The 13058-nt window shown below is 35.7% G+C and carries 14 protein-coding genes, 2 tRNA genes and 2 rRNA genes; 15 read left to right on the forward strand and 3 right to left on the reverse strand.

Annotated elements, in window-relative coordinates; translation table 11 throughout:
• The 9 genes from LC076_RS22065 to tsaD all read left to right on the forward strand — a co-directional run.
• Positions 1–108 (forward strand): 23S ribosomal RNA (locus LC076_RS22065); the annotation flags it as partial.
• 203 nt (positions 109–311) lie between these two features.
• Positions 312–427, forward strand: a 5S ribosomal RNA gene (rrf, locus tag LC076_RS22070).
• 37 nt (positions 428–464) lie between these two features.
• Positions 465–541: transfer RNA gene (locus tag LC076_RS22075), tRNA-Met, on the forward strand.
• A gap of 115 nt (positions 542–656) precedes the next feature.
• Positions 657–733 (forward strand) — tRNA-Asp (locus LC076_RS22080).
• Positions 734–975: 242 nt separating this feature from the next.
• The gene (gene thiL / locus LC076_RS22085; RefSeq protein ID WP_226671306.1) at positions 976–1962 is read left to right on the forward strand and encodes a thiamine-phosphate kinase; all 987 of its coding nucleotides are present in this window, start codon (positions 976–978) and stop codon (positions 1960–1962) included.
• 11 nt (positions 1963–1973) lie between these two features.
• On the forward strand, positions 1974–2447 hold the full coding sequence (gene tsaE / locus LC076_RS22090; protein ID WP_226671307.1) for a tRNA (adenosine(37)-N6)-threonylcarbamoyltransferase complex ATPase subunit type 1 TsaE: 474 nt from the start codon (positions 1974–1976) through the stop codon (positions 2445–2447).
• Positions 2428–3117, forward strand: coding sequence for a tRNA (adenosine(37)-N6)-threonylcarbamoyltransferase complex dimerization subunit type 1 TsaB (tsaB, locus tag LC076_RS22095; RefSeq protein ID WP_226671308.1), 690 nt, complete (start codon positions 2428–2430; stop codon positions 3115–3117). The genes tsaE and tsaB overlap by 20 nt, the downstream gene beginning before the upstream one ends.
• Before the next feature lie 13 nt (positions 3118–3130).
• Positions 3131–3583 carry a ribosomal protein S18-alanine N-acetyltransferase gene (rimI, locus tag LC076_RS22100; protein ID WP_413466020.1) on the forward strand — a complete coding sequence of 151 codons (453 nt, stop codon included), beginning with the start codon at positions 3131–3133 and terminating at the stop codon, positions 3581–3583.
• The gene (gene tsaD, locus LC076_RS22105; RefSeq protein WP_226671309.1) at positions 3580–4602 is read left to right on the forward strand and encodes a tRNA (adenosine(37)-N6)-threonylcarbamoyltransferase complex transferase subunit TsaD; all 1023 of its coding nucleotides are present in this window, start codon (positions 3580–3582) and stop codon (positions 4600–4602) included. Before rimI ends, tsaD begins: the two co-directional genes overlap by 4 nt.
• A 370-nt stretch (positions 4603–4972) precedes the next feature.
• Here the strand turns inward: tsaD and LC076_RS22110 are convergent, their stop codons facing one another.
• Positions 4973–6910, reverse strand: a complete 1938-nt coding sequence (locus tag LC076_RS22110) for an ATP-binding cassette domain-containing protein (protein ID WP_226671310.1) — start codon at positions 6908–6910, stop codon at positions 4973–4975.
• 219 nt (positions 6911–7129) lie between these two features.
• On the opposite strand from LC076_RS22110, the gene moaC reads away from it, so the two are divergent.
• The 4 genes from moaC (at position 7130) to tatC (ending at position 9429) form a co-directional block, all read left to right on the forward strand.
• Positions 7130–7621, forward strand: coding sequence for a cyclic pyranopterin monophosphate synthase MoaC (moaC, locus tag LC076_RS22115; RefSeq protein ID WP_226671311.1), 492 nt, complete (start codon positions 7130–7132; stop codon positions 7619–7621).
• Between the two features lie 153 nt (positions 7622–7774).
• On the forward strand, positions 7775–8419 hold the full coding sequence (locus LC076_RS22120; protein ID WP_226671312.1) for a redox-sensing transcriptional repressor Rex: 645 nt from the start codon (positions 7775–7777) through the stop codon (positions 8417–8419).
• A 45-nt stretch (positions 8420–8464) separates the two neighbouring features.
• On the forward strand, positions 8465–8662 hold the full coding sequence (locus LC076_RS22125) for a twin-arginine translocase TatA/TatE family subunit (protein WP_226671313.1): 198 nt from the start codon (positions 8465–8467) through the stop codon (positions 8660–8662).
• A gap of 17 nt (positions 8663–8679) precedes the next feature.
• Entirely contained in the window at positions 8680–9429 is a 750-nt protein-coding gene (tatC, locus tag LC076_RS22130) for a twin-arginine translocase subunit TatC (RefSeq protein ID WP_226671314.1), read from the forward strand.
• 14 nt (positions 9430–9443) lie between these two features.
• On the opposite strand, the gene LC076_RS22135 is transcribed toward tatC, so the two are convergent.
• Both LC076_RS22135 and LC076_RS22140 read right to left on the reverse strand, forming a co-directional pair.
• Positions 9444–9650: a DUF4305 domain-containing protein gene (locus tag LC076_RS22135; protein WP_226671315.1), complete on the reverse strand. Its 207-nt coding sequence runs from the start codon at positions 9648–9650 to the stop codon at positions 9444–9446.
• A complete protein-coding gene (locus LC076_RS22140) occupies positions 9647–10387 on the reverse strand; it encodes a CPBP family intramembrane glutamic endopeptidase (RefSeq protein ID WP_226671316.1) in 741 nt (246 codons plus the stop codon). Before LC076_RS22140 ends, LC076_RS22135 begins: the two co-directional genes overlap by 4 nt.
• Before the next feature lie 451 nt (positions 10388–10838).
• On the opposite strand from LC076_RS22140, the gene groES reads away from it, so the two are divergent.
• Positions 10839–11123, forward strand: a complete 285-nt coding sequence (gene groES / locus LC076_RS22145; RefSeq protein ID WP_026561982.1) for a co-chaperone GroES — start codon at positions 10839–10841, stop codon at positions 11121–11123.
• Positions 11124–11182: 59 nt separating this feature from the next.
• Entirely contained in the window at positions 11183–12820 is a 1638-nt protein-coding gene (gene groL, locus LC076_RS22150) for a chaperonin GroEL (protein ID WP_226671317.1), read from the forward strand.
• The last annotated feature ends 238 nt before the right edge of the window (positions 12821–13058 follow it).

Raw genomic sequence — 13058 nt, forward strand, 5'->3', positions numbered from 1 at the left:
AGCGTAAGCTAGTAAGATCCCTGAAAGATGATCAGGTTGATAGGTCTGAGGTGGAAGCGCGGTGACGTGTGGAGCTGACAGATACTAATCGATCGAGGACTTAACCTAAATAGAAAAGCAGAAGAAGCTTAGCTTTTATCCATAGGGAATTGGAGCGATCGAGAAGAAGTCGTTCTTTGACTTCGTCCGAGAGAGTGAAATTACCGTAGGATTTGGCTTCTGGAGCTGGACAAATAAGCGAACGTCAGTGAATTGAATTGTAAAATCGTTATCTAGTTTTGAAGGAATATCCCTTCAAACTTAGTTTTTTATTTGGTGACGATAGCGAAGAGGTCACACCCGTTCCCATGCCGAACACGGAAGTTAAGCTCTTCAGCGCCGATGGTAGTTGGGGGTTTCCCCCTGTGAGAGTAGGACGTCGCCAAGTAATTAAGTTTACACTTAATTTAATCATTTTATATTGTCGCGGGGTGGAGCAGTCTGGTAGCTCGTCGGGCTCATAACCCGAAGGTCGCAGGTTCAAATCCTGTCCCCGCAACCAAATTTTCTTCGAAGTATTCACTTCGTTCTTAAGAAAAGTTCAAGGTTGTTTATTTTCACTTCTTTTTTCAAGATTAAGAGCAAGGATGTTTATTTTCACTTCGTGAAAAAAACTTGGTCCGGTAGTTCAGTTGGTTAGAATGCCTGCCTGTCACGCAGGAGGTCGCGGGTTCGAGTCCCGTCCGGACCGCCATACATATTTACACAACACGAAACATTGATGTTTCGTTTTTTTTATGTTCTTTTTTCTTTTAACCTATATAAAGATATCTATGATACGATAGAATGAATAAAACTTGGATAAACTATAATTATTAGTTAAACTTAATAGAGTTATTCCTTAGGAAATACATTCCTAAGGTTTTTTCATAAGAGTGTGTTTTTCATTTAAACACAATGGACTAAAAGAAATCGTTTCTCACCAAGGAGAAAAATATGGATGAATTTGATTTTATTAATAAAGTAAAGCCTAGTAAAACCTATCATAAACAAGTTGTGGTCGGAATTGGTGATGATGCTGCTGTTTATAAACCAACGGAATCCTTTAACCAAGTTATTTGTGTTGATACAATGGTAGAAGATGTTCATTTTTTAAAGCATTTATCATCACCAAAAGAAATTGGGTATAAAGCACTTGCGGTTAATCTTAGTGATCTTGCTGCAATGGGAGCTGTCCCCCTCTATTATCTTGTATCTATAGCGATTCCAACTACATGGACAGAATCAGAGTTAATAGAGTTGTATCTGGGAATGGATGAACTTGCTGAGTTATATCAGGTGGATTTAATTGGTGGAGATACCGTTTCTACATCTGCAAAGCTTATTATTACTGTCACTGTTATAGGTGAAGTTGAGGCTCATGTGAAGACGACGAGGAACTCAGCCAAGGATGGAGATATTGTTTTTGTTACTGGTACAATCGGTGATTCCTCAGCAGGATTATCTGTCTTGTTGGAAGAAATTGATCAAATCGATCCTACTATTGAAAACTATTTAATCAATCGTCATAAAAAGCCTACAGCTCGAATAGAGGTTGGTCGAATCATTTCTCAGCTAGAGCGAGCATCATTAAACGATATTAGTGATGGTTTAGCAAGTGAGCTAAATGAACTCTCTGAGGCAAGTGAGATCGGTATAATCATTAACGAAGAAGATCTTCCAATTAGTGAGGAGTTACTTTCACTACATGACCGATTTGATATTAAAAAATGGGCTTTATTCGGAGGAGAGGACTTCGAATTAGTTGGCACCACTTCTCAAGATGCATGGGAAAAACTAAAGCATAACTGTTTGGAATGTGGTATTAGCATTACAAAAATAGGATATGTAACGAAAAAACATGACAATGTTTTATTAAGGAATAAAAATGATCAAGTGATAGAATTAAAAAAATCTGGGTATAACCACTTCAAAGGTAAGTAAGGTGAATCAAGGTGGAACAATTTGAATTTATAACAAAAACAGCTGAAGAAACTTCAGCAATTGCCAGTAGCTTGTCTAAAAAAGTGATTGCGAGTGATGTGATTACTCTAGAAGGTGACTTAGGGGCAGGTAAAACGACATTTACAAAAGGACTTGCAAAGGGCTTAGGAATAAAGCGTAATGTGAATAGTCCTACTTTTACCATTATAAAAGAATATAAAGATGGAAGATTGCCATTATATCATATGGATGTGTATCGTGTAGAAGATGAGGGTGAAGATCTAGGTTTTGATGAGTATTTTCACGGAGATGGTATAACTGTAGTTGAGTGGGCTCATTTAATTAATGATCAACTACCATCAGAACGTTTAGATATTAAAATCTATTATGAAGATGAAACTACAAGGAAGATTACTATGACTCCTTATGGTTCTCATTATGTAGAAATATGTAAGGAGTTAATCAATGAAAGCATTAGCAATTGATACGACTAATAATGTACTTGGAATTGCATTAGTAGATGACAATAATGTCATTGGTGAATATATCACAAATTTAAAGAAAAACCACTCTGTTCGTGCCATGCCTGCTATCGAAAGATTATTACAGGATTGTGATACAGCTCCAAGTGAGCTAGATAAAATAATTGTTGCAACTGGTCCGGGATCATACACGGGTGTTCGTATAGGTGTCTCTATAGCAAAGACTTTAGCTTGGTCGTTAAACATACCGATTGTTGGTGTATCTAGCTTAGAGATTCTTGCTGCGAATGGAAGGTTCTTTAATGGTGTGATATCACCACTATTCGATGCAAGAAGAGGACAAATTTATACAGGTTTATTTCATTATAAAAATAAAGAGTTAGTTCGTATAGAAAATGATCAAAACCTATTATTAACTGATTGGTTAAATATGTTGAAAGAAAGAAATGAACATGTTTTATTTGTAGGTAATGATGTTAGTCTTCATAAGGAATTAATTATGGAAACATTAGGAGAAATGGCTGTATTCGGACAAGTCACATTACATAACCCCAGACCAAGTGAGTTAGCTCTACTTGGTTTAGTGAAGAACGAAACTGATGTTCATAGCCTTGTACCAAACTATATTCGTCTAGCTGAAGCAGAAGCAAAATGGCTAGAACAGCAAAAGTAAGATGGTGGCAAAATTGAATCAAAACCTTTCAATAAGAAGAATGCAAAAAGAAGATATCGATCAAGTGTATCAAATAGAATTACTCTCTTTTTCAGCTCCATGGTCTAAGGAGTCTTTGCTCTATGAATTAGAACAAAACTTATTTGCGAAATATTTAGTTGTAGAATCAGAGGAACAAATTGTAGGGTATTGTGGATTGTGGGTCATTATGGAGGATGCACAAATTACTAATATTGCTGTGCATCCTGAGTATAGAGGCTTACAAATTGGAGAGTCGCTTCTAAAGTTTGCGGTACAGTTAAGTAAAGAAATGAAGGCGAAAAGAATCACTCTAGAAGTACGTGTATCAAATCATGTAGCACAGTCGCTTTATAAAAAGGTTGGCTTTGTTACCGGTGGGATAAGAAAAAGGTATTATACAGATAATCAAGAAGATGCTTTAATAATGTGGGTGAATGTAGAATGAGTGAAAAAGATCAATATGTAATGGGTATTGAAACAAGTTGTGATGAAACAGCTGCAGCTATAATAAAAAATGGTCGAGAAATTGTTGCTAATGTTGTTGCTTCACAAATTGAAAGCCATAAACGTTTCGGTGGTGTTGTTCCTGAAATTGCTTCAAGACACCATGTAGAACAGTTAACAATTGTTTTTGACGAAGCGATGAAGGAAGCACAACTTGGATTTGAAAATTTATCAGCTATTGCTGTAACAGAAGGACCAGGACTAGTTGGAGCACTTTTAACAGGTGTCAATGCAGCAAAAGCATTAGCTTTTGCTCACAATATTCCCCTAGTCGGCGTTCATCATATTGCAGGTCATATTTATGCTAACCGACTGATTAAAGAACTGGAATTTCCACTACTGGCATTAGTCGTTTCTGGTGGTCATACAGAGCTTGTTTATATGCAAGACCATGGTAGCTTTGAAGTGATTGGTGAGACATTAGATGATGCTGCAGGTGAAGCGTATGATAAGGTAGCCAGAACATTGGGTCTTCCATATCCAGGTGGTCCTCATATCGATCGCTTAGCACATGAAGGAACTCCATCGATTGATTTACCAAGAGCTTGGCTTGGTGAGGGTTCATTTGATTTTAGTTTTAGTGGTCTTAAGTCTGCAGTTATTAACACTTTGCATAATGCAAAGCAAAAGGGTATTGAACTAGATCCCAAGGATATTGCTGCTAGCTTTCAAGAAAGTGTGATCGATGTATTAGTGACTAAAACTGGACATGCTGTGGATAAATATAAAGTAAAGCAGCTATTAGTTGCTGGTGGAGTTGCAGCAAATAAAGGTTTACGCACAGCGTTAGAAAAAGAATTTTCCACTAGAGAAGGGTTAGAGCTAATTATTCCACCTCTATCTCTTTGTACAGATAATGCAGCAATGATCGCAGCTGCTGGTAGTGTTTCATTTAATAAAGGTGTAAGAAGTGATCTTGCTTTAAATGCTAATCCTGGCCTTGAATTAACATCTTATTAACAGCTTTCGACTTGTCGAGGGCTTTTTTTATGGAGTAAAAGAGATTTTTTCGGGTATAAACATACTTATCCACAGAATATACACGATAATTGTAGAAATGTGTAAAAGTATAAAAAATGCTGTCATATCAATAAAAATTCGCCTGTGTATAAGTACTAAAAAAAAGCGTAAAATTGTGGACAATGTGCATAAGTCTGTTGATATGTTGGAAATAAAGGATTTCGATTGTGGATAAAGAACTGTTAAAAAATCTATTTTTGTGTAAATCTTACTATATAACTGATTAATATAAAAATGTGTCGAAATAACGTAGTCATTTTATTTCAACTCTATTTGTGCATGAAAAAAACAGCGAGATTTTCTCGCTGTTTTAATGTAACTGTTCCCATTCTGTCATTAAGTCTTCTAGCTTGGATTGAAGGAGCTCAGTTTCCGTATTTAGTTTTTGTACTTCTTCATGATTTTGATATACTTCAGGATCACATAGTAAGGCTTCGTTTTTTTCAATTTTTTCTTCGATTTCACTTATTTCATTTTCAATTTCTTCAATTCTGCGTTGTTTTTGTCTTTCAAGCTTTTTTAATTCTTTTTCTTGTTGGTAATTTAATTTTCCTTCTGCTTGAGTAACAACAGCTTTTTTTGAGGAAGAGCTTTCACGAGCGATTTGTTCCAGACGTTCATGCTCTAACTGTTCTTCTTGTTTTGTTAGATAATAATCATAATCACCGAGATATTCTGTTAATTGATGTTTTGAAAGCTCAAATACTTTTGTAGCAATTCTGTTAATAAAATAGCGATCATGTGAAACAAAAAGGATCGTTCCAGGATAATCTATTAAGGCATTTTCTAATATTTCTTTACTATCTAAATCTAAATGGTTCGTCGGTTCATCAAGAATGAGAAAGTTAGCATTTTGTAGCATAAGTTTTGATAAAGCAAGTCTGGCTTTTTCTCCACCGCTTAGTGTTGAAACGGGTTTTAACACATCATCACCAGAGAATAAAAAATTACCTAAGATGGTTCTAATTTCTTTTTCTGTTTTATGAGGATATTCATCCCAAAGCTCGTCCACAACTCGTTTATTAGAAGTAAGGTCGGCTTGTTGCTGGTCGTAATAGCCAATCTGTACATTCGATCCAAGGGCAAAAGTTCCAGTTAGCGAATCTAACTTTGAAACAACCGATTTCAATAGCGTTGATTTACCAATACCATTTGGTCCAACTAAAGCGATACTATCACCACGTGATATCGAGAATGATATATTTGAGATAATAGGTGAAGCCCCATCATAGGCAACGGAGATATTTTCCGCTTTTAAGACATCATTTCCACTTTGTCTTTCTATATCAAACTGAATATTTGCTGATTTTTCATCGCCTAGAGGTTTATGCATCAGATCCATTTTTTCTAACTTCTTTCGCCTGCTTTGGGCAAGCTTTGTTGTTGATGCACGTGCTAAATTTCGTGAAATAAAATCTTTAAGCTTTGCAACTTCCCCCTGTTGCTTGTCATAGGATTTCATTTCTTTTTCATAGTTTTCAGCTTTATGCTTTAAGTAGCTGCTGTAATTACCAGTGAATTTCATACTGGTATGTCGACTAATTTCGTAAACCTGTGATACAATTTTATCTAAAAAATAGCGATCATGTGATACGATTAAAATTGCACCAGGATAATTTTGTAAATATTGTTCAAGCCAAGTGAGTGTTTCGATATCTAGATGGTTTGTTGGTTCATCAAGAATGAGAAGGTCCGGACTTGTTAACAATAATTTTCCTAAAGCAAGTCTTGTTTTTTGACCACCACTTAAGGAAGATATCTTTGTGTTAGGATCAAATTTACTAAAACCTAACCCATGTAGAACCGAGCGGATATCTGCTTCATACTGATAGCCACCATTTTCTTTAAATCTCACCTGCAGACTATCATAATCTTTTAAAAGCTGCTCGAATGTTTGTGCGTCTTTATTTGGATCAACGGTCGCCATTTTTTGTTCGGTATTTCGCATTTCAACTTCCATTGATTTTAAGTCTTTAAAAACTAAATTCATTTCTTCCCAAATTGATAGTGTGGATTCTAACCCTGTATCTTGAGCTAGATAACCAATTGTTACATCTTTTGGTTTAATGATTTCACCAGAATCATATGACATGTAACCCGCTATTATTTTTAAAAGGGTAGATTTCCCTGCGCCATTACGACCGACAAGAGCGATCTTATCTCTTGTTTGTACTTCTAGCTTAATATTCGTTAAAATAGGATCAGCACCGAAAAACTTACTAAGTTGATTTAATTGTAGTAATATCATTTATTTCACCTCTACTAATGCTTTAAGTGTAGCTTAATAACTTCGTATGGGCAACAAAGAGACTGTGTGAGTTGGTGAATTTTATTAGGCTTTTTATATTACGTATCATGTGATTTTACTGAAAAGTAGCCAGTTACGGCTATTCAAATAATTGTCACAATAACAAAACAGACAGATGCTATAAAATAGTGTATAGTCTACATATAAGGGGACATGAGTATGTCAGAATTTACCCATTTTAATGATCAAGGCAGAGCGAAAATGGTTGATATCTCTGCAAAGGAAACGACTGTTAGAACAGCACTAGCTAAGACAAGTGTTGAATTAACAAAAGAAGTATATGATAAAATCACCAACCATGAAATTGGTAAAGGTGATGTTCTCTCTGTTGCTCAGGTGGCAGGTATAATGGCAGCTAAACAAACAGCAAATGTGATACCAATGTGCCACCCTATTCCTATTAAAGGAGTGGATATAGATTTTGAGTGGGACACTAGAGAGAATAAATACATTTTATTCATTTCAGCAACTGTTAAAACAAAAGGCAGTACAGGTGTTGAAATGGAAGCGTTAACGTCTGCAAGCATAGCAGCACTAACTGTTTATGATATGTGCAAAGCTGTTGATAAAGGGATGGTCGTTGGTCCTACTTACTTAGTAGAAAAAACAGGCGGTAAAAGTGGAGACTTTTTCCGAGATCATCGTAAATGAAATAAGGAAACAACAAACAAAGTTCAAAAGGTCCGTCGTACTTGGACATTAGGTTTTATGTCTATCTCTAAAGCACAGGACGTCACATATTTAAAGTGAGGGACTTTTTATAAGGCTTACGCTTTGCGTTTTGTATGAATGTGAGGGATAAGAGTGAATATAGAGCAATCAAAAATACCGCAGGCAACTGCTAAAAGATTACCGTTATATTATCGGTTTCTAAAGAATTTACATTCATCTGGAAAACAACGCGTTTCATCAGCTGAATTAAGTGATGCTGTTAAAGTAGATTCTGCTACGATTCGTAGAGATTTCTCATATTTTGGAGCACTAGGAAAAAAAGGGTATGGTTATAATGTGAATTATTTGTTATCCTTTTTTAGAAAAACATTAGATCAAGATGAAATCACAAAAGTTTGCTTGATTGGTGTAGGAAATTTAGGGACAGCTTTTCTTCATTATAATTTTACGAAGAATAATAATACGGTTATATCCATTGCTTATGATGTGGATAAAGACAAAATTGGAACAGAAATTGGTGGTGTACCTGTGTTGGATTTAAACCATCTCGAGGATACGATTGCTGATGATGTGACAGTCGCCATTTTAACCGTTCCAGCTCCAGTAGCTCAGGGCATAACTGATCGACTGATATCAAAAGGAATTAAAGGGATATTAAACTTTACTCCTGCTAGATTAAATGTTCCTGACGAAATTAGAATCCACCACATTGATTTGGCTGTAGAGCTTCAGTCATTGGTTTACTTTTTAAAACATTACCCTAATGAAGAAAAATAAATAGATATAACAAATATTAAAGCCCATTTAAGGAGGTGGATGTCGATGCCATCAGTAGGAATCGGTAGTCTATTATTAATCGTATTTGTTGCGTTACTTATTTTTGGACCAAAAAAATTACCAGAGCTAGGTAAAGCTGCTGGAAACACATTACGTGAATTCAAAAATGCAACAAAAGGTTTAGCAGATGATGACGATGATCAAGAAGCAAAAAAGAAAGAAACAAGGGAAGAAGTCAAGTAAGATAGGATGAATCCGATATGACACAAAATGAAATGTCGGTCATTGATCATATAACAGAGCTAAGAAAACGACTCGTGATTGTTGTCGTTTTCTTTTTCTTAGCTGTTATTGCAGGTTTTTTACTTTCAAGACCGATTATTATTTATCTACAGCATACAGAAGAAGCAAAATCGTTAACATTGAATTCTTTTAATTTAACTGATCCTTTGATGGTGTATATGAAATTTGCATTTATCATTGCCTTTGTTATTACATCACCAATTATTTTATATCAGTTTTGGTCATTCGTTAGCCCTGGTTTATATGAGAAGGAAAGAAAAGTAACATTAAGCTATATACCTATCTCTCTACTACTGTTTTTATTAGGTATTTCTTTTTCATATTTTATTCTTTTTCCATTTGTCGTTGAGTTTATGGAGAGAATTTCAAATGATTTAGATATCAATCAAGTTATAGGAATAAATGAATATTTCACCTTTTTATTACAAATCACGATGCCATTTGGTTTGTTATTTCAAATGCCAGTAGTCATCATGTTTTTGACACGATTGGGAATTGTCACACCGATGTTTTTAACAAAAGTAAGAAAGTATGCTTACTTTGTGTTGCTAGTTATTGCCGCACTCATTACACCACCTGAGATTACATCACATCTAATGGTGTCTATTCCAATGTTTATTTTATATGAAATTAGTATATGGATTTCGAGAATATCATATAGAAATGCACAAAAACTTCGTTTTGAAGAAGAAAATGCAAAAAAATGAGACTGATTTCAGTCTCATTTTTTATTGCTTTTCTTTTTTAATTTCTTTGATAAAGTGAACATCCTTATGGCTACACCGATATCAAAGGTTGCGATAAGCATGAGGATCATTGTTGGGAAGGTGAAAAGTCCTTCTGCTGCACTATTAATAGCTAAATAAGTAAATAATATTCCCATGATTAAGTAAAAAATCCCCATGGAAATTGGGTTGGCTCTCATCATAAAAATCCTCCAATAATCGCTTGCATTTGTTGCTCTAGCTGCATTTTTTCTAATATCTTCATCATTTCTTCAATCTTTTCCTTGAATACAGTTTGCATAATAACAACCATTGTATTCATTGCTACATGGGCGAAAATTGGGACAAGAATTCGTTTTGTTTTTACATAAAGAAATGCAAACGTAAAACCCATTGATGCATATAACAATAGATGCTGTGGCTCACCATGGAATAGTGAGAAGATTAATGAACTAATAATCCCTGCTATGAAGAAATTTGTTTTCTTATATAATACGCCGAAAAGGATTTTTCTAAAAACGATTTCCTCTAATATTGGTCCTAATATCGAAGTAACAATAATAACTAGTGGTGAAACTTCAATAATACGAATAATCATTTTTGTATTTTCAGAACCAGGTTCAACTCCGAAAAGGTTAATTTCGATATTAGCAGCAAGGGTTTGTGCAAAAATAGCTAAAAAGAAACCGATAATAGCCCAGACAACTGATTCACTAACAGAGGCTGGTTCTTCTCTAAAATCACTTTCCAGAGTACGTTCTTTTCTTAAAAGAAACAAAATAATAAGGAATGCTAATGTAAAGCTGAAGATGGTCCAGTAAGCAAATCTCTCTACAGTTGTTTCTCCTATATTGAGTAAAGAAAACAATCCAATTCCAACAATAGCAGAAAGCTGTAATAGCATATATGTAAGTAGAATCAGCCAGTAATGTTTTTTCATATAAGCCTCCTTTATCGTAAAGAGCAATAATCTATGTGGTCAAGCGGTTTGCTAATAACAACAAATTTTATTGTAACATAACTACTATTAGTTCTATGTATGATAAGGCTGTTTTAGTAAAGTTTGTTGATTCTAAAAATTTTGAGTAACTCTTGGGAAAATCATAATTCACCAATATACGACAATTTTGACTATAAAAGTGCTTATTTTTGATGTGAAAATAGAAAACAAGTTTAAAAATGAAATCTTTAACTAGAATAGAAAGAGAGAATCTAACATACTCTAAAAAGTCGAAGTGAGGAATAATAAAAAATTCTATAAAAAAGTGAACTTCATACTTGAAATTAAAAGAGAACTTATATAATATATAAATTGTGTTAGCACTCAAAGGTGTTGAGTGCTAATAAGGGAAAAATATCTAATTTTTAAGAATTTGAGGAGGTTGTTTCACTTGTTAAAGCCATTAGGTGATCGCGTTATTATCGAGTTAGTTGAATCAGAAGAAAAAACTGCTAGTGGTATCGTCCTTCCTGATAGTGCGAAAGAGAAGCCACAAGAAGGTAAGGTTGTAGCAGTTGGTACAGGCCGAGTTTTAGACAGTGGTGAAAAAGTAGCACTTGAAGTAGCAGAAGGCGATCGTATCATCTTCTCAAAATATGCTGGTACTGAAGTAAAGTATGAAGGCACTGAATACTTAATTTTACGTGAAAACGACATTTTAGCTGTTATCGGATAAGGTTGCAGCACACATATAATAGAATACTTTTTTAAAAACTTTGAGGAGGTTTTGTAAAAATGGCTAAAGATATTAAATTTAGTGAAGATGCTCGTCGTTCAATGCTTCGTGGTGTTGACGCATTAGCTGATGCTGTAAAAGTTACATTAGGACCAAAAGGACGTAACGTTGTTCTTGAAAAGAAATACGGTTCTCCACTTATTACAAATGATGGTGTAACAATTGCAAAAGAAATCGAATTAGAAGATGCTTTTGAAAACATGGGTGCTAAACTTGTTGCTGAAGTAGCTAGCAAAACAAATGATGTTGCTGGTGACGGAACAACAACTGCAACTGTATTAGCTCAAGCAATGATCCGCGAAGGATTAAAGAACGTAACAGCTGGTGCTAACCCAATGGTTCTTCGTAAAGGAATCGAAAAAGCGGTAACTGTTGCACTTGAAGAGTTACAAGCAATTTCTAAACCAATCGAAGGCAAAGAATCTATTGCACAAGTTGCAGCGATTTCTGCAGCTGATGATGAAGTAGGTCAATTGATCGCTGAAGCAATGGAGCGCGTTGGTAACGACGGAGTTATCACAATCGAAGAATCTAAAGGATTCTCTACTGAACTTGAAGTAGTAGAAGGTATGCAATTTGACCGTGGTTATGCATCTCCATATATGGTAACTGATTCTGACAAAATGGAAGCAGTTCTTGAAAACCCATATGTATTAATCACTGACAAAAAAATCACAAACATTCAAGAAATCTTACCAGTACTTGAGCAAGTTGTTCAACAAGGTAAGCCACTATTATTAATTGCTGAAGATGTTGAAGGCGAAGCATTAGCAACATTAGTTGTGAACAAACTTCGTGGAACATTCAATGCAGTTGCTGTTAAAGCTCCAGGCTTCGGTGACCGTCGTAAAGCAATGCTTGAAGACATCGCTATCTTAACTGGTGGTGAAGTAATCACTGAAGAGCTTGGTTTAGATCTTAAATCAGCTAACATCGATCAATTAGGCCGCGCTTCTAAAATTGTTGTAACAAAAGAAAACACAACAATCGTAGAAGGTGCTGGTCAAGCAGATCAAATCGCTGGTCGCGTAAGCCAAATCCGTACTCAATTAGAAGAAACAACTTCTGAGTTCGATAAAGAAAAATTACAAGAGCGTTTAGCGAAATTAGCAGGTGGAGTAGCAGTAATCAAAGTTGGTGCTGCAACTGAAACTGAACTAAAAGAACGCAAACTACGTATCGAAGATGCTCTTAACTCTACACGTGCTGCTGTAGAAGAAGGTATCGTTTCTGGTGGTGGTACGGCTCTAGTTAACGTATATAACAAAGTAGGCGCACTTCAAGAAGAAGGAGATACTCAAACAGGTATCAACATCATCTTACGTGCTCTTGAAGAGCCAGTTCGTCAAATCGCACACAACGCAGGCCTTGAAGGATCTGTCATCGTTGAGCGCCTGAAAAAAGAAGAAGTTGGCATTGGTTTCAATGCAGCTAACGGACAATGGGTAAACATGTTCGAAGCTGGTATCGTTGACCCAACAAAAGTAACTCGTTCTGCACTTCAAAACGCAGCATCTGTTGCAGCTATGTTCTTAACAACTGAAGCTGTAATCGCTGATAAGCCTGAAGAAGGCGGCGGCGGCATGCCTGATATGGGCGGCATGGGCGGAATGGGTGGAATGGGCGGCATGATGTAATAATCCGTCTCAACCCTTGATGTATAAGGATTCATATAGAATCTGCTAACAAAATGCTAACATTAGTATTATAAAAATAGGCTTCTCATGAGTTGGTTAAACTTATGAGAAGCCTTTTTCTTTTGCTCTGTTAAACTTTATGGTTGATTTCCAGTTACAGGCATTCGCTTTCCGCGAGCGGTCCGGAAGCCTCCTCGGCGCAAGCGCCTGGGGGGGCTCCCTTCGACACGCTTCTCCC

It is taken from the genome of Metabacillus litoralis, from assembly GCF_020524045.1.
GTDB lineage: Bacteria > Bacillota > Bacilli > Bacillales > Bacillaceae > Metabacillus > Metabacillus litoralis_C.

Coding starts and splice junctions, on each gene's coding strand:
- LC076_RS22110 (WP_226671310.1), bottom strand. CDS start 6,910: ATGATATTACTACAATTAAATCAACTTAGTAAGTTTTTCGGTGCTGAT.
- tsaD (WP_226671309.1), top strand. CDS start 3,580: ATGAGTGAAAAAGATCAATATGTAATGGGTATTGAAACAAGTTGTGAT.
- groL (WP_226671317.1), top strand. CDS start 11,183: ATGGCTAAAGATATTAAATTTAGTGAAGATGCTCGTCGTTCAATGCTT.
- moaC (WP_226671311.1), top strand. CDS start 7,130: ATGTCAGAATTTACCCATTTTAATGATCAAGGCAGAGCGAAAATGGTT.
- thiL (WP_226671306.1), top strand. CDS start 976: ATGGATGAATTTGATTTTATTAATAAAGTAAAGCCTAGTAAAACCTAT.
- LC076_RS22135 (WP_226671315.1), bottom strand. CDS start 9,650: ATGATGAGAGCCAACCCAATTTCCATGGGGATTTTTTACTTAATCATG.
- tatC (WP_226671314.1), top strand. CDS start 8,680: ATGACACAAAATGAAATGTCGGTCATTGATCATATAACAGAGCTAAGA.
- LC076_RS22140 (WP_226671316.1), bottom strand. CDS start 10,387: ATGAAAAAACATTACTGGCTGATTCTACTTACATATATGCTATTACAG.
- LC076_RS22125 (WP_226671313.1), top strand. CDS start 8,465: ATGCCATCAGTAGGAATCGGTAGTCTATTATTAATCGTATTTGTTGCG.
- tsaB (WP_226671308.1), top strand. CDS start 2,428: ATGAAAGCATTAGCAATTGATACGACTAATAATGTACTTGGAATTGCA.